At 42.5% G+C, this 22347-nt stretch carries 16 protein-coding genes and 2 tRNA genes (1 of these 18 cut by a window edge); 4 read left to right on the forward strand and 14 right to left on the reverse strand.

Features of this window, described 5'->3' with window-relative positions:
* Nucleotides 1-15: 15 nt before the first annotated feature.
* From EQY75_RS10395 to porV, 6 genes are all read right to left on the reverse strand, one after another.
* Nucleotides 16-696: an SDR family NAD(P)-dependent oxidoreductase gene (locus EQY75_RS10395; protein WP_129605635.1), complete on the reverse strand. Its 681-nt coding sequence runs from the start codon at nt 694-696 to the stop codon at nt 16-18.
* Nucleotides 696-1646, reverse strand: a complete 951-nt coding sequence (locus tag EQY75_RS10400) for a M28 family metallopeptidase (protein WP_129605637.1) — start codon at nt 1644-1646, stop codon at nt 696-698. Before EQY75_RS10400 ends, EQY75_RS10395 begins: the two co-directional genes overlap by 1 nt.
* 82 nt (nt 1647-1728) lie before the next feature.
* Complete coding sequence (locus EQY75_RS10405; RefSeq protein WP_129605639.1) at nt 1729-3384, reverse strand: pyruvate dehydrogenase complex dihydrolipoamide acetyltransferase; 1656 nt, start codon at nt 3382-3384, stop codon at nt 1729-1731.
* Nucleotides 3385-3388: 4 nt separating this feature from the next.
* Nucleotides 3389-4387 carry a pyruvate dehydrogenase (acetyl-transferring) E1 component subunit alpha gene (gene pdhA, locus EQY75_RS10410; RefSeq protein ID WP_129605641.1) on the reverse strand — a complete coding sequence of 333 codons (999 nt, stop codon included), beginning with the start codon at nt 4385-4387 and terminating at the stop codon, nt 3389-3391.
* 176 nt (nt 4388-4563) lie between these two features.
* Nucleotides 4564-5049: a cytidine deaminase gene (gene cdd / locus EQY75_RS10415; protein WP_129605643.1), complete on the reverse strand. Its 486-nt coding sequence runs from the start codon at nt 5047-5049 to the stop codon at nt 4564-4566.
* 78 nt (nt 5050-5127) lie between these two features.
* Nucleotides 5128-6273, reverse strand: a complete 1146-nt coding sequence (gene porV, locus EQY75_RS10420; protein WP_129605645.1) for a type IX secretion system outer membrane channel protein PorV — start codon at nt 6271-6273, stop codon at nt 5128-5130.
* 567 nt (nt 6274-6840) lie between these two features.
* Between porV and gldJ the strand changes: the two genes are divergently transcribed.
* Together gldJ and EQY75_RS10430 are read left to right on the forward strand one after the other, a co-directional pair.
* Nucleotides 6841-8508 carry a gliding motility lipoprotein GldJ gene (gene gldJ / locus EQY75_RS10425; protein WP_129605647.1) on the forward strand — a complete coding sequence of 556 codons (1668 nt, stop codon included), beginning with the start codon at nt 6841-6843 and terminating at the stop codon, nt 8506-8508.
* A gap of 68 nt (nt 8509-8576) precedes the next feature.
* Entirely contained in the window at nt 8577-9851 is a 1275-nt protein-coding gene (locus EQY75_RS10430) for a UDP-N-acetylmuramoyl-tripeptide--D-alanyl-D-alanine ligase (protein ID WP_129605649.1), read from the forward strand.
* 379 nt (nt 9852-10230) lie between these two features.
* Here EQY75_RS10430 and EQY75_RS10435 read toward each other — a convergent pair.
* The 8 genes from EQY75_RS10435 to EQY75_RS10470 form a co-directional block, all read right to left on the reverse strand.
* Nucleotides 10231-10305: transfer RNA gene (locus tag EQY75_RS10435), tRNA-Val, on the reverse strand.
* A gap of 181 nt (nt 10306-10486) precedes the next feature.
* Nucleotides 10487-10561: transfer RNA gene (locus tag EQY75_RS10440), tRNA-Val, on the reverse strand.
* A gap of 58 nt (nt 10562-10619) precedes the next feature.
* The gene (locus EQY75_RS10445) at nt 10620-11831 is read right to left on the reverse strand and encodes a bifunctional folylpolyglutamate synthase/dihydrofolate synthase (protein ID WP_129607078.1); all 1212 of its coding nucleotides are present in this window, start codon (nt 11829-11831) and stop codon (nt 10620-10622) included.
* A 3-nt stretch (nt 11832-11834) separates the two neighbouring features.
* The gene (locus EQY75_RS10450; RefSeq protein ID WP_129605651.1) at nt 11835-12731 is read right to left on the reverse strand and encodes an energy transducer TonB; all 897 of its coding nucleotides are present in this window, start codon (nt 12729-12731) and stop codon (nt 11835-11837) included.
* Nucleotides 12731-13117: an ExbD/TolR family protein gene (locus tag EQY75_RS10455; RefSeq protein ID WP_129605653.1), complete on the reverse strand. Its 387-nt coding sequence runs from the start codon at nt 13115-13117 to the stop codon at nt 12731-12733. Before EQY75_RS10455 ends, EQY75_RS10450 begins: the two co-directional genes overlap by 1 nt.
* A gap of 9 nt (nt 13118-13126) precedes the next feature.
* Entirely contained in the window at nt 13127-13819 is a 693-nt protein-coding gene (locus EQY75_RS10460; RefSeq protein ID WP_129605655.1) for a MotA/TolQ/ExbB proton channel family protein, read from the reverse strand.
* Nucleotides 13820-13869: 50 nt separating this feature from the next.
* A complete protein-coding gene (gene nhaD, locus EQY75_RS10465) occupies nt 13870-15234 on the reverse strand; it encodes a sodium:proton antiporter NhaD (protein WP_129605657.1) in 1365 nt (454 codons plus the stop codon).
* Nucleotides 15235-15246: 12 nt separating this feature from the next.
* On the reverse strand, nt 15247-16479 hold the full coding sequence (locus EQY75_RS10470) for a Glu/Leu/Phe/Val dehydrogenase dimerization domain-containing protein (protein WP_129605659.1): 1233 nt from the start codon (nt 16477-16479) through the stop codon (nt 15247-15249).
* Between the two features lie 295 nt (nt 16480-16774).
* Here EQY75_RS10470 and EQY75_RS10475 point away from each other — a divergent pair, with 295 nt between their 5' ends.
* Nucleotides 16775-17917 (forward strand): acyl-CoA dehydrogenase, encoded by a 1143-nt coding sequence (locus tag EQY75_RS10475; protein ID WP_129605661.1) that lies wholly within the window; start codon nt 16775-16777, stop codon nt 17915-17917.
* A gap of 233 nt (nt 17918-18150) precedes the next feature.
* A protein-coding gene (gltB, locus tag EQY75_RS10480) for a glutamate synthase large subunit (RefSeq protein WP_129605663.1) crosses the window boundary here: on the forward strand, nt 18151-22347 show its 5' portion. 309 nt of this gene lie beyond the right edge of the window; only the first 4197 of its 4506 coding nucleotides appear in the window; it begins with the start codon at nt 18151-18153; the stop codon falls past the right edge of the window.

A 22347-nucleotide genomic window follows, 5' to 3' on the forward strand; every position in this document is an offset into this window, starting at 1 on the left:
TACAATCTGCTTCCCTTATGGTGTAGAATTGGAAACCTGAAGGAGTTTGCCATTGTAAAGCGAATGGCCGTTAAGGGCAAAGTCCATTATATAAGAGGCCATTTGTTCAGCGGTTACCGGTGCCTGATATCCCGGGAATGCCTCTTCAAGCATCTCGGTCTGTACGGCTCCCAAAGCCAGTACATTAAAAGAAGGGCCAGATTCTTTATACTCTTCAGCCAGTAATTCTGTAAGTGTTATCACAGCTCCCTTACTGGAACTGTAGGCGGCTAATCCCGGAAACTTGGCACTACCCTGTACTCCGCCCATAGAACTAATGGTAACTACATGACCTTTACCTGGCATATAAGGTAATACGGTCCTTGTCAGTGCAGCAACTCCAAATACATTTACCTTATACACTTCTTCAAACTGTTTTGTGGTGGTTGCCTCAAAGGAATTGTTGATCAGCATCCCTGCATTGTGAATAAGGATATCGACTCTTTTCCAATGTGTTTCGATGAACTCACCGACTTCAGCCAGGGAGGATTCTTTTGAAATGTCAAAGGGGAAGCATTGCAGATTTTTTAATCCTAGTGCCCTTACAGGCTCATCATTCCTCGATAAGGCCAAAACCTCATGCCCTGCGTCAGAAAACAACTGCGCGAGTTGGTACCCTATTCCTCTGCTACAACCTGTGATAATTACTTTTGCCATTACTTCAGGATGATTTCTTTTGTATCTGCATTAACAATTCCTTCAATAGCGGGAATCATCTTATTGACTACACTCGCCATATGTTCAAAATCCATAATTTGTGCTTCATCACCTACCTGATGATAGTGATCAAAATTCGTAAAATCGAATGTTGCAAAAGTATGTGCCGGTACCTTAAAAACCTTGTAAAAAGGATAATTGTCTGAGCGTTGAAACAGATTGAACTCTTCTGCGGTGGGAAGAAAACCTACCACTTTTTCCCCGGCGTATGAATTACTCACCTCAGCAATATTCGATTTGTTGTACCCACTCACATAAACCAGATGATCTTTATCAACCATTGGCACTCCTGTCATTTCGTAATTGAGAACTGCATAGAGGTTTGCCCCATCGGCTTTCATTTTTCGCGCCATGTGATCAGAACCCTTTAAACCCTTTTCCTCGGCGCTAAACCATGCAAATACCAGCGTTCGCCTATTTTTTTTCGCCTTTGCGAAATATCGTGCCAGTTCCATAACCGTAGAACTACCACTGGCGTTATCGTTAGCCCCGTTGGCAATAGAATCACCCTCCTTTGCCGTCCGGATACCAATGTGATCGTAGTGAGCTCCGATGATAACAACTTCATTTCTCAAGACAGGATCATTACCTCTGAGTACTCCTACAATATTGTATGCCACTGGTTCAAAATTATCCAGAGTGTCCTGATAGACTTCAAAATATGGAGCTATTTCCTGATCCCTCAAAAAGTCCACAAGGTAACCAGCGGCCATTTCTATACCTTCAGACCCCGTGTCCCTGCCTTTTAATTCATCGGAAGCGAGATAATTCATGTGTGCCTCCATTTGTTGCGCAGAGCTGAAATTCGTTATATCTATGGTCGCATTATTGGTAGCCTTACAGGCACTTATGAAAATGACAATAATAACAAGGAAATAGATTCTGTTCATAAGATGGTTTTTATTATTAAAAAAAGCATTCATCAATGTGTTGAATGCTTTTTAAAAGACTCTTTCATACGATGTAATTGAATCAGGCCAACATGGTTACAGGATTCTCTATATATGCCCTTAATGTCTGTAAGAACTGAGCTCCTGTAGCCCCGTCAACTGTTCTGTGGTCACAGGCGAGGGTCAATTTCATCGTTTTACCCACTACAATTTCTCCATTCTTCACAACAGGCTTCTCTACAATTGCCCCCACTGATAAAATAGCGCTATTAGGCTGATTGATAATCGATGTAAATTCCAGAATACCAAACATGCCCAGATTTGAAACTGTGAAGGTACTTCCCTCCATCTCGGCCGGAGTTAATTTTTTTATTCGAGCCCTTCCCGCAAGATCTTTTACGGCAGATCCTATCTGAGTGAGGCTCATCTGATCTGCAAATTTCAGTACCGGTACAACAAGTCCGTCTTCTACCGCAACTGCCACGCCAACATGAATATGTTTATTGAAACGGGTAGTATCTCCGTTCCAGCTGGTATTGACCTGTGGGTGTTTTTGAAGAGCCAGTGCACAAGCCTTAACTACAAGGTCATTAAAGGACACTTTTGTATCAGGCAGATCATTGATATAAACCCTCGATTTTGCGGCATTGGCCATATCCACTTCTATGGTAAGGTAGTAGTGCGGTGCCGTAAACTTTGATTCACTCAGTCTTTTAGCGATCACCTTCCTCATCTGGGAATTTTTAGATTCCTCAGATCCTTCTTCTCCAACGGGAAGAATTACCGGCTTAGAGGCGGGCGCCTGCATAGCTGCTGCTGCAGGTGCTGCTTCAGTTTTATCAGCGGCTGGGGTGAAATTCTCAATATCTCTTTTTACAATACGTCCGTTATCTCCAGAACCATTTACTGCATTGAGGTCGATTCCTTTTTCTTCTGCCATTTTCCTGGCCAGAGGAGAAACAAATATTCGCTCTCCATCTTGCCTTTTAGCAGGGGCAGGAGATTCAGATTTTTCCTGATTTTCACTTCCGGAATCAGATTTACCACTATCCTGGGGTTGTGATTCCGTTTGCTTGCCGGCAGAAGGTTTAGTATTCAAAACGGCATCTATATCAGTCCCTTCAGGCCCGATAACAGCAAGAACATCGTCTACGGGAGCAGATTCCCCTTCTTTGATTCCAATGTACAGTAGTTTCCCGGAATAAAACGACTCAAATTCCATGGTTGCTTTATCCGTCTCAATTTCCGCTAATATATCTCCTTCTTCCACATCATCACCAACTTTCTTCAACCAGGTCGCCACAGTTCCTTCTTCCATGGTATCACTTAGCCTGGGCATTTTGACCACTTCAACCCCTTCTGGGATTTCGCCTGATGATTCGGTGGAGGATGATCCCTGTGTATCAACTTCCACTTGAGCTGTATCCGATTTTTCGTCAGGATTCTCAGCTGAGTCTGATTTCTCCGAACCTCCGTCGAGCAAAGCGGAGATATCTTCCCCTTCTTCCCCAATAATGGCGAGAAGAGAATCGACCGGAGCGCCATCACCTTCGGCAATCCCGATATGCAGCAGAGTGCCTTCGTGAAAAGACTCAAACTCCATAGTAGCCTTATCTGTTTCGATTTCTGCGAGAATGTCGCCTTCTTCTATCTTATCTCCAACTTTCTTCAGCCATTTAGCTACGGTACCTTCCTCCATGGTATCGCTTAGCCTGGGCATGTTTACAATCTCTGCCATCTAATTATGATTTGTGGTCAATAAACGGGTAGTCCTCCTGCTCGTATACCATATCGTAAAGTTGATTCGCCGGAGGGTATTCTGATTCTTCTGCGAATTTTTCGCACTCTTTTACCAGGTTCTTTACGCGATTATCTATCTCCTTAATTTCGTCTTCTGTAGCGTATTTCTTTTCTTTGATTACATCCAATACCTGAGTAATTGGATCTATCTTTTTGTACTCTTCAACTTCTTCCTTGGTTCGGTAGTGCTGGGCATCCGACATAGAGTGGCCTCGGTACCTATAAGTCTTCATTTCGAGAAAAGTTGGTCCTCCCCCGCTTCTTGCGCGTTCAATGGCCTTACTCATTTCCTCCGCAACGGTTACCGGGTCCATTCCATCCACTGGCCCACAGGGCATTTCGTAACCAAGACCTAATTTCCATATTTCAGTAGAATGCGAAGTACGAGCAACTGAGGTCCCCATGGCATATCCGTTGTTCTCACAAACGAACACAACGGGTAAATTCCAAAGCATGGCCAGGTTAAAAGACTCGTGTAAAGAGCCTTGTCTTACTGCGCCATCACCCATATAGCATAGCGTAACTGCATCTCTTTTAAAATATTTATCTGCAAAAGCCAATCCTGCGCCCAAAGGAATTTGACCTCCTACAATTCCGTGCCCTCCGTAGAAACGATGTTCCTTGGAAAATATATGCATTGAACCACCCATCCCTTTGGAAGTACCGGTAACCTTTCCGTATAATTCGGCCATCACTTTCCGTGGGTCTACACCCATCCCAATAGGCTGAACATGATTCCTGTATGCAGTAATCATTCTATCTTTAGAAAGATCCATAGCATGTAAAGCACCGGCTAGAACAGCTTCCTGTCCATTGTATAAATGAAGAAAACCACGTACTTTTTGCTGGATATAGACTGCGGCCAGTTTGTCCTCAAACTTGCGCCAAAACAACATATCCTCATACCACTTAAGATAGACCTCTTTGGAAATTTTTTTCATTGAAAATGTAGTTTATTCGATTGTCAGTGCCTCGGGCTGGTGTTCTCCCTTGGAAATATTCACAGAAAAACAAAAATACACATAATATTCATAGTGAAAAAGAATTGAGAAAAAAGCTTACAAGGCCGTCATAGCGTGGCTAGGGAAGAGATTTTACTTAATATATTGAAGGCAAATTATTCAAGGAAATCACTGCCAAAAGCCAGGGGCAAGAGGTCTTTGATGGACGGACATTTATAAACCTCCCCGTTAGTACCCATTAGGAGTAATTCGATGTTTTGATTCTGTTTCCTCTCGTATTCAAATATAGACTGCCTGCAATTCCCACAAGGAGCAGCGGGTTTGCTGATAGAATTCTTTAAAGGCCCGGCAACAATTGCTATTTTTAAAATAGCTACCCCCGGGTACTGGGCACCGGCATGAAAAACAGCGACGCGTTCCGCACATAAGCCCGAAGGATAAGAGGCATTTTCCTGATTATTCCCGATAACCACTTTTCTGTTTGCAAGCAGCACAGCCGCCCCTACTTTAAATGCTGAATAGGGAGCATATGCATCTTCTCTAGCCTTTTGCGCCTGTACTAACAGGGCCGCGTCTTCATCTGAAAGTTCAGTAAGAGATTCAAAAATTCGAAGTTCAAATGAATGGGATTGTTTTTTCATATCTAAATATACGATTACACAAGCCCGAAAATAAAAAAACCTGCACAGAGGCAGGTTTTAATTTCTATTTTAAATTTATTAGTTGTTGATGAATTCTTCACCCAGATTGAAGGTCAGCGAAAATCGCAAGGTATTTTCAAGAGGGTTTCTTACTTGTGACGAAGAGAATAGATAAGACAGATCTATTTGGGCTGCTTTAAATTTAAATCCGGCACCCAGGGAAAAGAATTTACGTGAACCTTTTGCTTCACTTTCGTTGAAGTATCCGGTACGCACCATAAATGACTGTTGAAAGGAATACTCTGCTCCCAATGCCCAGGTGATCTCCTGAAATTCTTCACTCAAGCCATCAGGGGCATCACCGAAAGATTCAAAAACACCACTGAGAAAACCTATTTGCTGATATTCATCGTTGTCTTCCGAATCGACATCCCCATCGCCGTCAAAATCACGCGGAGTAGGAACGAGTAATTTGTTGAATTCTGTTGTTATTGCAAGAACATTGTCTTCGTCCAGGATAAAATCAAATCCTCCACCAAATCTCAGGTTGGTTGGGAGAAAGTTTTCCTGACCTCCTTCGTCATATTGTATTTTACCTCCGAGGTTGGAAAGATTAAAGCCTGCTCTCCAGCGACCATTGAAGTTGGAGAATGCAATTTCGTTAGATCTGAAATACCCTGCAACGTCTACCGCAAAGGAACTTGCAGCCTGCGAATCCACATTGCTGATCTCAGGAAGTCTGAGGTTAGATCTTATAAAACGACCTGCAACAGCCATCGAAAATTGCTCACTTAGTTTCAGGGAGTACGATCCATCGAGAGCGAGTTCATTGGGTTTTGCAAGGGTTCCAGGGTCGTTGGCAAATTGTCTTAACTCAATTTCACCCAGGGTGAAATAGCGCAGGCTAAATGCAAATGCGCTTCGATCATTGATCTTGTTGTAGAAACTACCATTTAAGAGTGAAATATCCGTTATGATACTTTCCAAATAGGGGGTATAACTTACACCTATTCCCATCTTCTGTTCAGCAAAGGCAAATTTTGCAGGGTTCCACTGCTGGGAAAATGCATCAGTTGATGTGGCAACACCCATATCCCCCATTCCAGCTGCACGTGCGTCAGCAGCAATGGTCAAGAATGGTACTGCCGTGGTTATTACCCGTTCCTGTTGAGCAATTAAGTTACATGCGCCAAAAAAAATAAGTAAGCCTGTTAATTTTCTCATATTTTTCACACTTATATATAATCTATGGTAATCCTCCGAACCTGTATAGAACAGCAAAAAAACCCTTCAGAATCTGTGATGATTCCCAAGTTCACTACAGGAAATTAATATTTATACATGTGGTAAACGGCCAATTTGAGAATATCTTGTACAAAACTCGGCTTTATTTCATCGTTCCCGATACAAAACGATAAACCGTTCATCGATACCTGCCTGTAAGATAGCGTCTAAGCCAGTAGATTCGATAATTTTTTTTGGATGACCAAGGAAAGAAAAACGGCACTTCATACTATAATGATATTTGTTCCGTTATGAAGTTGTAATGTTGGCTAAATATATATAGTAAACAGGCTTTAAGAAATTACCAGGCTGTAAAATATTATATGTAAAACGTCGTTTAAATAGCCGGACATTAAATTTAATTATATAACCGGGTCTTTTCAAGAGGTTGAAGAGACTAAAGCACAAGAAGTCCTGAAAGGAACAGATACTTACGAAAGAACATATACATCGGCATAAAGTTCATTCTATAGGTATCTGAAAAACTATTAAATCAAAGATCAACAGATGAAAAAACAATTTATCAAAGTTGTACTCTCTTGCACCGTACTAGTAGCGGGTTTTACAGTCACCAGCTGTAAAAAATCGTCTAGTTCAAAAAATGTATCCAGGGCCACAGGCTGGAAGATCAATGCCAAAGAAGGAGGTTTTCAATACAACTCAGATTTTAAAGAGCAAGAAACAGCACCCGGACTTGTCTTTATTGAAGGAGGTACTTTCACTAAAGGTAAGGTACAGGATGATGTGATGCACGACTGGAACAATACCCCTACTCAACAACATGTTCAGTCATTTTATATGGATGAGACCGAGGTTACCAATGTAATGTACCTGGAATATCTCGATTACCTGAAGAGTGTGTATCCTCCTGAAAATCCGAAATACGCAAATATCTATAAAGGCGCGCTACCCGATACGCTGGTATGGCGTAATCGTTTAGGTTTCAATGAAACGATGACCAATAATTACCTGCGTCACCCCGCCTATGCCGAATATCCTGTGGTGGGTGTAAACTGGGTACAGGCGACTCAATTCGCCGAATGGCGTACAGATCGTGTTAATGAAGCTGTATTGGAGCGAGAAGGATTTCTTGCCAAGGATGCAAAATACCAGGCGGTAACCGGAGAGGTTGCAGGTACGTTTAATACCGAGGCTTACCTCAACAGGCCTGAATCTGTTTATAACGGTCAGATTGATTCCCTGCAAGGAAATAAGAAAAAAGACTCTGTCTCTACTTTTGCCAAGCGAAGTAGTGGAATTATAAGTCCGGAATATCGTCTTCCAACAGAAACGGAATGGGAATATGCTGCCGCAGCCTTACAGGGAAGCAGGGAGTATAATAATTACAGAGGAAGAAAAAAATATCCATGGGAAGGTGAGTATACCCGAAATGGACAAAGAGTTGGACGTGGCGATCAGCTGGCTAACTTTAAGCAAGGAAAAGGAGATTACGGAGGAATCGCCGGATGGTCTGATGACGGTGCTGATATTACTGCAGAAGTTAAATCATATAAACCGAACGATCTTGGGTTATACGATATGGCAGGTAATGTAGCCGAATGGGTGGCAGATGTTTACAGGCCTATTGTAGATGACGAAATCAGCGACTTTAACTATTATCGTGGAAATATATATTCCAAGACCGCTATCGGAGAAGATGGAAAAGTTAAAATCCTGAGGGACAGTATTGTTTTCGACACTCTGCCCAATGGAAAAGTAGTAGCTGTGAATCTTCCGGGTGAAATCCTTATGGTACCGGTAGATGAAGAAGAAACCTATCTCAGAACCAACTTTTCACAAAGTGATAACCGTGGATATAGAGATGGAGACCCCGGATCTACAAGATTCTTCGATCGATTTAGTGAAGAAGAAGACGAGGCGAATCAGCGAAAAATGTACGATTCACCAAAGCATAAAGTAGAAAGGGATTCCGCAGGTAACATCGTCAGAGGCTATGATACCAGCAATGAAAGAACAACCTTAATTAATGACGAAGTTCGCGTCTACAAAGGAGGTTCATGGAGAGACAGGGCCTATTGGTTAGATCCCGCCCAGAGAAGGTTCCTTCCCCAATATATGGCCACAGATTATATCGGTTTCAGATGTGCCATGTCGCGCGTAGGTTCAAAGTCGAAAACCAAGAACAAGACCGTTCGTGGTAAGAAAGCAAAATAGTTAAAAACTATATATAACATAAAGTGAAGCCCTGGCATCTTGCCGGGGTTTTTTTTTATTTTTAGGCCATGACAATAGAGGTCCTATATCAAATCTATCTCAAGCATCCGAAGGTCTCCACAGATTCAAGAAAGATCGCGGTTGGCGGACTATTCTTTGCTCTTAAGGGACCGAACTTCAATGGCAATACCTTTGCTGAGCAAGCCCTGCGGGAAGGTGCTGAATATGCCATTATCGATGAAGATGAATACATGCACAATGAACGATATCTCCTTGTTGAAGACGTTCTAACTGCACTGCAACAACTGGGAACCTACCACCGCGAACAGTCAGGAGCCAAAATAATTGCCCTCACCGGAAGTAATGGAAAAACGACTACCAAAGAGCTGATACATTCCGTACTTGCCCAGAAATACAACACCATTGCAACGAGAGGAAATTTGAATAATCATATTGGAGTACCCCTTACGTTGTTGACTATCAGGAAAGATACTGAGATTGCGGTAATTGAGATGGGGGCTAACCATCAAAAAGAGATTGAATTCTTGAGCCAATTGGCCCTACCTGACCACGGCTATATTACCAATTTTGGGAAGGCCCACCTGGAAGGATTTGGCGGTGTTGAAGGGGTTATTAAAGGCAAAAGTGAATTATTTCAGCACCTGATATCCCATGAAAAACATATTTTCTGGAATGCTGATGACCCTATTCAAGCTGAAAAACTAAAGAACTACCCCAATAAAACCGGGTTCAGTAAAGGCAATATTGCCAATTATCAGATCCTTTTTCTTTCTGCTGATCCCTATGTAAAACTTCAAACTGAACAAACGGAAATAAATACAAATTTACCCGGGGCTTACAATTTTACAAATGCCGCAATTGCGGTAGTTATTGGGCTGTATTTAAAAGTTCCTCTAGTTAAAATCAAGGCGGGGATAGAAGCGTACCGGCCCGAGAATAATCGGTCTCAAATTTTAAACAAGAAGGGACTGGAAATCTATCTCGATGCCTACAATGCCAATCCCAGTAGTATGAAAGCAGCAATTGAGGCATTTGATAAAATACCGGCAAAATCCAAAACCGTACTCCTTGGAGATATGTTTGAATTGGGGGACGAAGCCCCCATGGAGCATCAGGCGATTGCAGACCTCACTGCAAACCTATCTTTTGATGGTTTGTATTTTGTAGGGAAGAATTTTTCCCGCGTTAAGACCGATGGAAATACCTTCAGTTCATTTGAAGACTTTTCAGATTATCTAAAAGAACACCCTTTGGAAAAAGGAGCAGTTTTAATCAAAGGATCTCGTGGAATGGCCCTTGAAAGGATCCTCGACATCCTATAAAACTAAAGTATCAAAGGGGAACTTATTCCTAAATCCACAGAAGGGTGAGATTCTTTCATTGCAATAACAATTTGGATTACTCGCTTAGCTCGTGATCCAAAGTCAGTCCGCTTCTGCAATTAGAAAATCTACATCCCGCTCTGGCTGGATGTGTTCTTTTTATTCCCTCCAAAATCTCAAACTGAGTTTAGATTTTCTGGTACTTGGATTACTCGCTTAGCTCGTGATCCAAAGTCAGTCCGCTACTGCAAATACTAAATCCCGGCGACTTAAGTCGCCGAAGGTTTTTTATTTTCTCTTCACATGGGCATACAAGTATGCCATGCTTCGAGAAAATAAAAAATCCATCCGCAAATGCGGATGGATTTAGTGCTTGATGTGGAGTGTATTGGATTCGAACCAACGACCCCCGCCCTGTCAAGGCGGTGCTCTAAACCAACTGAGCTAACACTCCATTCATAAGGCGTTGCAATATCGGAAATATTTTAAGATTCAGAAAGTACGACTGCAATTAGAAAATTACATCGCACGGAAGTTCAGTGTATCTTTTTATTCCCCTGCAGTTGTTCAAACCAGTTTGGCGACTTTCGGGGAAAAAAAATCCACGCAATTTCGCGTGGATTTTCTGATTGTTGTGGGCCCTACTGGATTCGAACCAGTGACCCCCTGCTTGTAAGGCAGGTGCTCTGAACCAACTGAGCTAAGAGCCCGAAAAGGAGTGCAAATATAGAATAGTTTTTTGATACCTAAAATAAAAAAAGTAAAAAATCACAGCACCTCGGCTACCGTGAAATTGCTTCCCCCTACAAAAATAATATCATTGTTTTTTGCTCTTTTTTTAGCCAGTTCCAGGGCCTCGCCTACAGAACCGCAAACATTTCCTTTGAGGCCATATTCTTTCGCTTTTGCCTCCAGGAGATGTGCGTCTAATCCCCTTGGAATATCGGGCTTACAAAACAAATAATGGGCCTTCTCCGGAAACAAAGGAAGAATCTGATCCAGGTTTTTCTCCTTTACCATCCCCAGGATAATATATAGATCTTGATACTCTTCTTTTAAGAGTTGATCCAAAACCAGCGAAAGACCTTCACTATTATGTGCCGTATCAGCTATAATCTTTGGATGCGACTTTATTATTTGCCAACGACCCAGGAGTCCGGTATTTTCTTCTACCTTTTTCAATCCCGCTATAATATGCGCTTCTTCTACCTTAAACTGCCCCAACAATTGTACGGTTGCAGCTACTCCTTTTATATTTCTCTCTTGATAACTGCCTAGTAAAGAAGTTGAATAGACTTTCTTCACCATCTCCTCAGCAAAAATCAGCTTAGCCTGCTGACGTCCTGCCACAGCAGTAAATACTTCCGTAGTCTCTGTCTGTTTCTCACTTACAACCACCGGGGTATATGGCTTAATAATCCCCGCTTTTTCATAAGCTATTTTTTCTACCGAATCTCCCAGGAGGTCTGCATGGTCCATTCCGATATTTGTGATAAGCGCGACTTCCGGAAAAATAATATTGGTCGAATCAAGTCTACCCCCTAAACCCACTTCTACTATGGCAATATCTACATTTTCCTTTGAAAAAAAATCAAACGCAAGCGCTACGGTCATTTCAAAGAACGATATCCGATTCTTGGTGATATACGCTTTGTTATCAGAGATAAATTGTACAACATCTTCCTCTGATATCATTTGTCCGTCTATCTTAATGCGCTCCCGGAAATCCTTGAGATGAGGAGAAGTATACAAGCCTGTTTTATAGCCTGCTTCCTGCAGTATAGACGCAAGCATATGGCTGGAGGATCCTTTTCCATTGGTTCCCGCCACATGAATACTTTTAAAATTGAGGTGTGGCTCTCTTAAATGAGTAGCAAAAGCTTGTATACCCTGAAGTTTACCATTGTAAGCTGAAGCCCCTTTTTGCTGGTACATGGGAAGTTGTGCGAACATCCAGTCCAGGGTGTCGTTATAGGTCATCAATTATTCCCCCAGTTTAAAATTGACTACCACAAAACCGACCTGTTGATTTGGTGCTTTCTGATCGAGGTTCCAACGATGTAGAAATGCAGTTTTCCTGGCAGGAGCCAACAAACAAGGATGATTATTGGTAGTGCCCTTTACCCCCGGCGTAGCATCGATGACTTTCCCGTTCCTATCCACGACTATTCTTACAACTACTCTTCCCTCCTCATTACATTCCTGCTGAACTTTCCCCTGATTGACCAAGGACCTTCCATTGAGGCCGTACCCTCCTGTTCCACTTCCCGATCCCGGAGTACCGTAATAACTAGTAGCATAGGGATCGCCATCTGCCTGACCTTTATCTCCCGGTAATTGATCATCACCCTCATTGCCCTGGGCAGTGCCATCGGCATTATTTATGCCACCCATAAGGGCGTCCAGTTTTCTTTTTTTAGCTTCCTCCTCCTGTTTTGCTTTTTCGATTGCCGCTAGCCTCTCCCTTTCAATTCGCTCTTCTTCTCTTCTCTTCTTTTCAGCAGCTTCCTCGGCCTTCTTTTTGGCTTCTTTCTGTTTTTCGATCTTGATGGCCTCCTCCCTTTGCTGGGTGAGCACTTCTTCTGCCACTTTATCTGGAGCTGTTTCCTCCAGAGGCTCTTCTTCCTCCTCTAAAACCTCAGCTTCCTTTTCCGGTTCTGATTTTTCCGGAGCTTCGTTCTGTGCCGGCCGCAGCAATTCCTTAGGCTGTTCTCTTCCTGAGCCGAATTCCATACTCCCAAAGTTTACCGTTATCCCCTTTTCAATGGGCGGCTCCATATAAGTAAGACCGATGTAAAAAAGCAATAGGAGTAAGGCACTTAGCAGAAAAACAGTAAGTGAGAAGGACTTTTTCTTGTGTCTCGTATCTAGGAACGACATTAATTGGGTCGCACAGCCAGGATTACCTTATAATTATTCTTGTTGGCAATGTCCATGACATTGACGGCCTCCTTAATGGCGACACTTTCCTCTGCCCTCAGAATAATGGTGGGGTTCTCTTTTCCCTCCAGTGCTTTTTTTAGTTCAATTTCAATATAGGCTCCGTTAATCTGCTGATTGTCTACAAAATATTCCAGATTCTTGTTGATGGAAACCGAAACGTTTTGGGTATTGGTCGATTTCCCTTTAGCCTTGGGTAAAAGTAAATCCAGGGCATTGGGAGAATTGGCAGTCAGCATAAAAAAGATGAGCAGCAGGAATACAATGTCTGTCATGGAAGACATACTGAATTCCGGACTGATCTTATTTCTACCTTTCAATTTCATAAGTGGACTTTAAACGGGTTCGTTGAGCAAATCGAGGAAATCCACGGCATTAGCTTCCATTTTATGGATCACTTTATCCGTTCGGTTCACCAGGTGATTATAGCCCATATAGGCTATGATCCCTACCACCAAACCAGCGACTGTTGTTGTCATCGCCGTATAAATACCTGATGCAAGTGCTCCCATTTCGGCCTGCCCGCCACTACTGGCCATTTGATGAAACGCCAGGATCATTCCGATTACGGTACCGAGAAATCCTATCATTGGAGCCGCACCCGCCACTGTTGCCAGAACATTGACGTTTTTCTCTAGTTTATACACCTCCAGAGTTCCGGCATTTTCAATGGCTGCATTGATGTCGTCTAAAGGTTTCCCTATGCGCGATATGCCTTTTTCCGTTAAGCGGGCTACTGGAGAATCGGTTTGGGCACAAAGGATCTTTGCGGCTTCAAGTTTCCCATTCATCACATGATCTCTGATCTGATTCATAAAGTTCTTATCGATAGTAGATGCTGCCTTTATTGCTAAGAGCCTTTCGAAATAAATGTACAGGGCTACCGCCAGCATGGCGAACAACACAGAGATAATAACAATACTCCCTGTACCGCCATTTAAAATCAAATCGATTACGGAAAGTGTCTTTTCTTCAGATATTACCTCCCCTGCCTGGACTTCATTTGCCAGATCTTGAAATATAATCATATGTATTCTCTTAAGTAATTTGCCCCTATAACGGAGTTATGAAGATTTAATTATGCGTTCAACACTAAATTTCTCATGAGGACAAATGTGATCGCACCACCAACAAAGCCCACTAGTGCTAACCAGGCTATTTTACGGAAGTACCAGAAGAAATCGATTTTCTCCATTCCCATAGCAACAACACCTGCCGCCGAACCTATAATGAGCATACTTCCTCCTGTACCTGCCGAATAGGCGATAAAATGCCAGACCGGGTCATCTACGGGAACGGAGAACATCCCCATACTAGCAGCCACTAGCGGAACATTGCCAATTACCGCAGAGCCAACGCCCAGGATCACTACAACCAGATCAGAAACCACAATATTTGCTGATTCTGTCCCAAGCATAGGCATCGTCTTGTCTAGGGTTTCAGCAAACTCGAATAACATCCCGAGTGATTCCAGGGCTGCAACAGCGAGCAAGATACCCAGGAAGAATAGTATACTGGGAAGTTCTATTTTGGAAAGAGAAGAATGTACCGGACTGTGATGTGAAGCATCATCTTCATCAAAATTTACAGTTGAGATACTGAATTTTGCATTACTGTATATTTCAGCAAAGGTGGCAACTATTGCCAGAGATAACATCATTCCCACGTAAGGTGGCAAATGTGTAATGGTCTTAAAAAAAGGAACGAAAACAATAGATCCCAATCCAAGATATAACATGGTGGCACCATAGGGTGATTTGGGAATTTCCTTTTCCTCCAGATCACCTTCTATTTCTCCTTGAAAGACCTTGTAACGGAGTGCAAACAGCACCGGAACGATCATACAAACCACGGATGGGATAAATACATGTTCAATAAGCTGCCAAGCACTTACCTTATTCGCAATCCACAACATGGTTGTGGTTACATCCCCAATAGGAGACCAGGCCCCGCCCGCATTCGCTGCTATAATAATCATACCTGCAAACCACAGTCGAAGTTCCCTGTCTTTGATCACCTTCTGTAAAATTGTGACCAAAACGATGGTGGCCGTGAGGTTATCAATTATTGCCGATAAAACGAAGGCCAGGATGGAAAAAAGCCATAACAACTTCGATTTCTTCTTTGTCCGTATATACCCTTTGATGGTTGCAAAACCATCAAAATAATCGATGATTTCGACAATAGTCATCGCCCCTAGGAGGAAAACCAGTATCTCTGCCGTCTTTCCCAAATGGTGCAGGAGCATTTCGTCTATATGCGAAGGCTCCAATTCCTTGAGCTCCGTATTCACCTCAAAAACCGGCATATGTGTTAGGGCTATCAGGGCCCATAATATTGCCATCATGGCCAAAGCTGGGATGAGCTTATCAATTTTGAGATTGTGTTCCAGAGTTATGGCCAGATACCCGGCTAAAAAGACAATGATGATAATGGTTTCCATATCAAATTGGTTTTAAAGGAGTTGTTTTAGTGCTATTTCAAAAGCCGTTTTGCTTATGTTGGTCTTAGTGTGATTTTGTTTAAAGATATTCAAAATTGCTTTTCTTATCACATCAGACGTATCATTAAATATCAATTCGTCATCCATTGCCACTCTTCCTTCCATAAAATAAGCAAAAACCCGTGCCATACCACAATTTGAAATAAAATCGGGGATAAGGCTTACCTTCTCATCCGTGTGCTCCATAATAGGGCCAAAAAATATCTCTTTGTCGGCAAACGGAACGTTGGCCCCGCAAGAAATAACTTCCAGACCTGTGTCGATCATTTGTGTGATCTGATCTCTGGTGATCAGGCGAGAAGCTGCACACGGGGCGAATATCTCAGTGGGCAGACTCCAAATTCGTTTGTTCATTTCTTCAAATGGAATCATTCTGTCGGCATCTGCGATTAGTGTATTGCCTTTTTTGTGCAAGAAGAACTCTTTAATCTGGTCAAAAGAAAATCCATCTTCCTTGATCACTCCTCCCTCACGATCTATAATTCCAACTACTTTTGCTCCCATCTGGGCCAGGTAAAAAGCAGCGGCAGCGCCAACATTCCCAAATCCCTGAACTACTGCTTTCTTACCGATAACAGAACCTCCGTAGATATCATAGTAATGCTTGATAGCCTCAGCAACACCAAATCCGGTGATCATGTCGGCTACCGTATATTTTTTAGAGGTGTCAGGAGAATACACCGGACTCTCCAGAACTTTAATTACCCCAAGACGAAGTTGCCCTATCCGATTGATTTTATCAGCCTCAGTAGGTTTAAAATGGCCGTTAAAGACACCTTCCTGGGGGTGCCAAACTCCGGCGTCTTCAGTAATTGGGATCACTTCGTGTATTTCATCTACATTAAGATCACCTCCGGTACCGTAGTAGCTTTTTAACAAGGGAGAAACAGCACGGTACCAACGCTCTAGAACCCCTTTTTTTCTCGGGTCATTTGGATTGAAATTAATACCCGATTTAGCCCCGCCTATCGGAGGACCGGAAACGGTAAACTTTACTTCCATTGTTTTTGCCAGGGATAGTACCTCATTCATGTCGAGGCCTTCTCTCATCCGGGTACCTCCACCTGCCGCTCCACCGCGGAGTGAATTGATAACGGTCCAACCTTCGGCTTCTGTTTCCGGGTCTTTCCAATTAAATACTATTTCGGGAGCTCTATTTTCGTACTTCTTTAAAAGATCTTTCATTAAAAATCAAGGATTAAATTATGAGTCGTGTTATTTTTACTTCAGGAGCCTTCTGAAAAGGCCCGTCATCCGATTTAAGCTAATGTTGTCTCATAATACACTGTGGTAGTTTATCCTTTATTATCTACATCCAACAAATATAAAAATATTGCCCGGGTATAAAATAATAATATCAAATCGTTCAGATCCCAAATGTTTTTTTGTTGAGAGATTCTCAAATTGACTATATAATCATTGAATAATATCTAATCTAGATGTATATTTGTAAGCCTTTTTTAACAATATAATAAGTAGTATGGATTTCACGCTTTCCGAAGAACAGTTGATGATACAGCAGGCTGCGCGCGACTTTGCACAGCAAGAATTACTTCCCGGTGTCATCGAAAGAGACGAAGAACAAAAATTTCCTTCAACTCAGGTAAAAATGATGGGTGAACTCGGTTTTATGGGGATGATGGTTGATCCGCAATACGGGGGAAGTGGACTCGACACCCTATCTTATGTCCTGGTTATGGAGGAACTCTCTAAGATTGATGCGTCAGCATCGGTCATTGTTTCCGTAAACAATTCACTTGTTTGCTGGGGACTGGAAACATTTGGAACAGAAGAACAGAAAAAAAAATACCTCACTAGGCTGGCCACAGGGGAAATCATTGGGGCATTTTGCCTCTCTGAACCCGAAGCAGGCAGCGATGCCACATCTCAAAAGACCACTGCCATCGATAAAGGTGATCACTACATCCTTAACGGCACCAAGAATTGGATCACCAATGGGAATTCTGCAGACGTATACCTTGTAATAGCACAGACCGATAGGGCGAAAGCTCATAAAGGCATCAATGCCTTGATCGTTGAGAAGGGCATGGATGGATTTGAGATTGGTCCTAAAGAAAATAAATTGGGAATTCGCGGTAGTGATACCCACTCATTAAATTTCAATGATGTAAAAGTTCCCAAGGAAAACCGCATTGGAGAGGACGGATTTGGTTTTAAGTTCGCCATGAAAACCCTGGCCGGAGGCCGAATCGGAATTGCAGCACAGGCTCTGGGCATAGCCGCCGGGGCTTATGAAATGGCTAAAAAGTACTCCAAAGAAAGAAAAGCATTTGGTACTGAAATTATGAACCACCAGGCAATCGCATTTAAATTAGCCGATATGCACACTCAAATTGAGGCCGCGCGATTCCTGGTTTACAAAGCCGCTTGCGATAAGGATAACAATGAGAACTACGACCTTTCCGGAGCCATGGCAAAACTCTATGCTTCACAGGTGGCCATGGAGACTACAGTAGAGGCAGTACAAATCCATGGCGGTAACGGTTTTGTTAAGGACTATCACGTAGAACGGCTTATGAGAGATGCTAAAATTACGCAGATCTACGAAGGGACATCCGAAATTCAAAAGATTGTGATTTCACGCAGTATACTCCGAGATTAATAGCAGTATACTATTTCTATTTTACCGTAAATCGTTTTGCTATAAAAGGGCCCTAGTCAGGGTCTTTTTTCTTATTTCGCGATTGTGAAAAAATCATAAAAACAAGCTATAATATTGATTTTTGCATTTTTTTCAATGAAAAATTATATACGTTGTATTTCTTCTCTGAATTGAAGGGTAACCTTATATGATTCTTAGTGATTTTGGTACTTTTAGCAAAATACACTAAAGAGATGTTGAAGAAGCAAGGATTGTATTTACCGGAGTTTGAACACGATAATTGTGGCGCCGGTTTTATCTGTAGCCTGAAAGGAAAAAAATCGAATGATATTATCCACAAAGCTCTGGAGATTCTGGATAAGCTGGAACACAGGGGGGCAGTAAGTGCGGATGGAAAAACCGGAGATGGCGCAGGAATACTTATAGATATTCCACATCAGTTTTTTAAAGAGGTATGTAATTTTGAATTACCCGAGCCCGGAGAGTATGCTACGGGAAATGTGTTCCTTCCTAAAAAAGAAAATCAGCGTGCATTTTGTATTTCTGTTCTTGAATCTGAGATCGAAAGACAAGGTATGCAATTACTGGGTTGGCGAGATGTTCCGGTGAACAGAGGCGTACCCGGGAGAATGGCTTCTGAAACTGAGCCTTATGTAATGCAGATCTTTGTTGGTAAAAGCTCTGATAAGGAAGATATTACCACATTTAATCAAAAATTATTTATCGCCCGTAAGGTCACTGAACATACCTTGATCAACTCTAAACTTTCTGAAAGTAAGTTTTTCTATGTCCCTAGCCTGTCTACAAAAATTATCATCTTCAAAGGGCTTCTGATGCCCCAGGATATAAAGTTGTATTACAAGGACCTGATGGATTCCAGAGTGGTAACAAGACTGGCTTTGGTTCATCAGCGTTTTTCCACAAATACCTTTCCTACCTGGGATCTCGCACAACCCTTCAGGTACATGTGTCACAATGGAGAAATTAATACCCTGAGAGGAAACGTAACGAGGATGGCTTCCAGAGAGGCTTTGTTAGAAAGTCCCTTTTTTGGACCTGAAATTAAAAAAATACTGCCCATCATACTTCCCGGAAAATCGGATTCTGCCACGATGGATATGGTGGTTGAACTGTTATTAATGACAGGCAGGTCACTACCTGAAGTAATGATGATGCTGGTTCCCGAAGCCTGGGAAAAAAATACTGAGATGTCTGAAGCCAAAAAGGCATTCTACGAATATAATTCTTGTGTAATGGAACCCTGGGACGGGCCTGCTTCAATACCATTTACTGATGGCAATTATATAGGCGCAGTTTTAGACAGAAATGGACTGAGGCCATCGAGGTATTCGGTGACCAAGGATGATTACGTAATTATGTCCTCAGAAACCGGAGTTCTCGACATTGCTCCGGAAAATATAGAGTATCACGGACGTTTGGAGCCTGGGAGAATGTTTCTTGTAAACATGGAAGAGGGAAGAATAGTGAATGATACGGAAATAAAAGAAGAGATCGCAAGCAGACATCCCTATAAAGAGTGGCTTGACAAAAATTTAGTGCATCTCCGAGACATTCCCTATAACGACTGTCCCTTGTTTCTAGGGGAAGAAACGGTGGAAACAAGGAAAGCAATATTCGGTTACACCTTAGAGGATATCAATACGATTATCCTTCCTATGGGTAAAAATGCCAAGGAGCCTATTGGTTCTATGGGATCAGATACCCCAATTGCTGTATTATCAGAGCGCCCTCAGCTACTCTATAATTATTTTAAGCAGTTGTTTGCTCAGGTAACTAATCCACCTTTGGATGGTATTCGCGAAGAACTCATCACAGATATCAGCCTTACCCTGGGAACTGACCGTAATATTTTTGATATTACAGAGCTGCATTGTCGTAAACTCAAAATTCAGAATCCTGTCATCTCAAAAGAAGACCTGGATAAGATCAAAAACTACGATGCCAGTCCTGACTACAAAGTAGAGTCTATCTCGGTACTTTATGATATTGACAGAGGTCATAACGGACTGGAGGAAGCGTTGGAAGCCATCCTAGATCAAGCATCAAAGGCTATAGACCAGGGAGCTAATATCATTATACTATCAGACAGGTTTGTGAGCAAACAAAAAGCCCCTATCCCTGCCCTGTTAGCCTGTTCTTATGTAAATAGCGGCTTACAACGACTGGGAAAACGCTCTAATCTAAGTATCATAGTAGAATCGGCAGAACCGAGAGAGGTGCATCATTTTGCTTTGCTGTTCGGTTTTGGCGCCAGTGCCATCAACCCATATCTGGTAAATGAAATTATAGGGGAACAAATTGAGGAAAACGACATTACGGATTACACCTTTGATGAGGCTATTAAGAATTACAATAAAGCCATTGGAAAAGGAATAGTAAAAGTGATGAACAAAATAGGGATCTCTACCCTTAATTCTTATCGGGGATCTCAATTATTTGAATGCATCGGACTCAATACCATTGTTGTAAACACTTACTTTCCAAATACCCCCACCAGAATACAGGGAATTGGTTTATACGAAATTGAAAAAGAAATTGCTAAACGACACAAAAAAGCATTTGCAGACCAACGTGTTGCTGCTAACCTTGAAGTAGAGATAGGAGGAGAATACCGCTGGCGAAGGGGTGGGGAAAAACATATGTTTAACCCTCTGACCATTGCGAAGCTCCAAAAGTCGGTGCGTAATAATGAACCTGAAACGTACAAAGAGTATTCGGAGATCGTAAATGAACAGGCCAAAGAGCTGATGACGCTCAGGGGACTTTTTGAGTTTACCAATTTTGATCCAATCCCAATTGATGAAGTAGAGCCCTGGACTGATATCGTAAAGCGCTTTAAAACCGGTGCGATGTCTTATGGCTCTATTAGCAAAGAGGCTCATGAAAATCTAGCGATTGCTATGAATCGCATTGGAGGAAAGAGCAATTCAGGTGAAGGTGGCGAAGATCCCGAAAGGTTTTACAAAAATCAAACTGGAGATTGGCGCAACAGTGCTATAAAGCAGGTGGCATCGGGAAGGTTTGGAGTAACGTCTAATTATCTGACTAATGCCAGCGAGATTCAGATAAAAATGGCTCAGGGTGCCAAGCCAGGAGAAGGAGGACAACTTCCCGGCCCAAAGGTTAATCCTTCAATTGCCAAAACGAGGAATTCTACTCCGTATGTTGGCCTCATTTCACCCCCGCCACATCATGATATTTATTCGATAGAGGATCTTTCACAACTGATTTACGATTTAAAATCCGCAAATCGCGAAGCCAGGATTAATGTCAAATTGGTTTCTGAAGTTGGAGTGGGAACTGTTGCAGCCGGTGTTGCCAAGGCCAAGGCTGATGTTATTCTTATTTCAGGTTTTGATGGGGGTACCGGAGCATCACCACTGACTTCTTTAAAGCATGCAGGACTACCCTGGGAACTAGGAATTGCTGAGGCACAACAGACCCTGGTGATGAATGACCTGAGAAATCGGGTTGTGCTGGAGTGCGATGGTCAACTAAAAACAGGACGAGACGTGGCCGTTGCATGTCTGCTTGGGGCCGAAGAATTTGGCTTTGCCACTGCACCATTGGTCGCTTCTGGATGTATTATGATGCGCGTGTGCCATCTCAATACATGTCCTGTAGGTATTGCCACCCAAAATCCTGAACTGCGTAAGAAATTTGATGGGAAACCGGAACACGTTGTAAATTATATGTATTTCGTGGCCCAGGAACTTCGGGAGATCATGGCAAAACTTGGTTTCAGGACCCTTAGTGATATGGTAGGTCAGGTGCAGAAGCTCAACCGGAATAAGGCAATTGATCATTACAAGGCTAACGGCCTTGATCTGACTCCAATTTTGCATAAGGTCAATGTGCGTAAAGGAACAAAACTTTACAATACTGAAAAGCAAGAACACCATGTGAGCGATTCCATTGAGTTTGGAATCATCTCAAAGGCGCATCCTGCGCTTTTCAGGAAGGAAAAAACGAGTCTGGATTTCAATATTTACAATACAGACCGTGCCGTAGGAGCAATAATCAGCAATGAGATCTCGAAGATCTACGGTGCTGAGGGTCTACCTGAAAACACTTTAAAGTTAAACTTTACCGGATCTGCCGGACAAAGCTTCGGTGCATTTGCCACTAAAGGCCTTACTATGATAGTCAATGGTAATACGAATGACTATTTGGGCAAAGGTCTCTCAGGTGCTAAACTGATTGTAAAGATACCTGCTAAGTCCACCTTAAAACCAGAAGAAAATATCATCACCGGTAACGTAACCTTATACGGAGCTACTTCAGGGGAAGCCTATATCAACGGTAAGGCGGGAGAACGATTTTGTGTCAGAAATTCCGGAGCCACTGCGGTAGTTGAAGGGATTGGCGACCACGGCTGCGAATATATGACAGGGGGAACAGCAGTCATT

Origin of the sequence: Muriicola soli (genome assembly GCF_004139715.1) — a bacterium.
In the GTDB taxonomy this organism is placed as follows: domain Bacteria; phylum Bacteroidota; class Bacteroidia; order Flavobacteriales; family Flavobacteriaceae; genus Muriicola; species Muriicola soli.

Bases quoted from the DNA above. Each gene is read 5' to 3' on its own strand.
- EQY75_RS10395 (WP_129605635.1), bottom strand. From the start codon at position 696: ATGGCAAAAGTAATTATCACAGGTTGTAGCAGAGGAATAGGGTACCAA.
- EQY75_RS10400 (WP_129605637.1), bottom strand. From the start codon at position 1,646: ATGAACAGAATCTATTTCCTTGTTATTATTGTCATTTTCATAAGTGCC.
- EQY75_RS10405 (WP_129605639.1), bottom strand. From the start codon at position 3,384: ATGGCAGAGATTGTAAACATGCCCAGGCTAAGCGATACCATGGAGGAA.
- pdhA (WP_129605641.1), bottom strand. From the start codon at position 4,387: ATGAAAAAAATTTCCAAAGAGGTCTATCTTAAGTGGTATGAGGATATG.
- cdd (WP_129605643.1), bottom strand. From the start codon at position 5,049: ATGAAAAAACAATCCCATTCATTTGAACTTCGAATTTTTGAATCTCTT.
- porV (WP_129605645.1), bottom strand. From the start codon at position 6,273: ATGAGAAAATTAACAGGCTTACTTATTTTTTTTGGCGCATGTAACTTA.
- gldJ (WP_129605647.1), top strand. From the start codon at position 6,841: ATGAAAAAACAATTTATCAAAGTTGTACTCTCTTGCACCGTACTAGTA.
- EQY75_RS10430 (WP_129605649.1), top strand. From the start codon at position 8,577: ATGACAATAGAGGTCCTATATCAAATCTATCTCAAGCATCCGAAGGTC.
- EQY75_RS10445 (WP_129607078.1), bottom strand. From the start codon at position 11,831: ATGACCTATAACGACACCCTGGACTGGATGTTCGCACAACTTCCCATG.
- EQY75_RS10450 (WP_129605651.1), bottom strand. From the start codon at position 12,731: ATGTCGTTCCTAGATACGAGACACAAGAAAAAGTCCTTCTCACTTACT.
- EQY75_RS10455 (WP_129605653.1), bottom strand. From the start codon at position 13,117: ATGAAATTGAAAGGTAGAAATAAGATCAGTCCGGAATTCAGTATGTCT.
- EQY75_RS10460 (WP_129605655.1), bottom strand. From the start codon at position 13,819: ATGATTATATTTCAAGATCTGGCAAATGAAGTCCAGGCAGGGGAGGTA.
- nhaD (WP_129605657.1), bottom strand. From the start codon at position 15,234: ATGGAAACCATTATCATCATTGTCTTTTTAGCCGGGTATCTGGCCATA.
- EQY75_RS10470 (WP_129605659.1), bottom strand. From the start codon at position 16,479: ATGAAAGATCTTTTAAAGAAGTACGAAAATAGAGCTCCCGAAATAGTA.
- EQY75_RS10475 (WP_129605661.1), top strand. From the start codon at position 16,775: ATGGATTTCACGCTTTCCGAAGAACAGTTGATGATACAGCAGGCTGCG.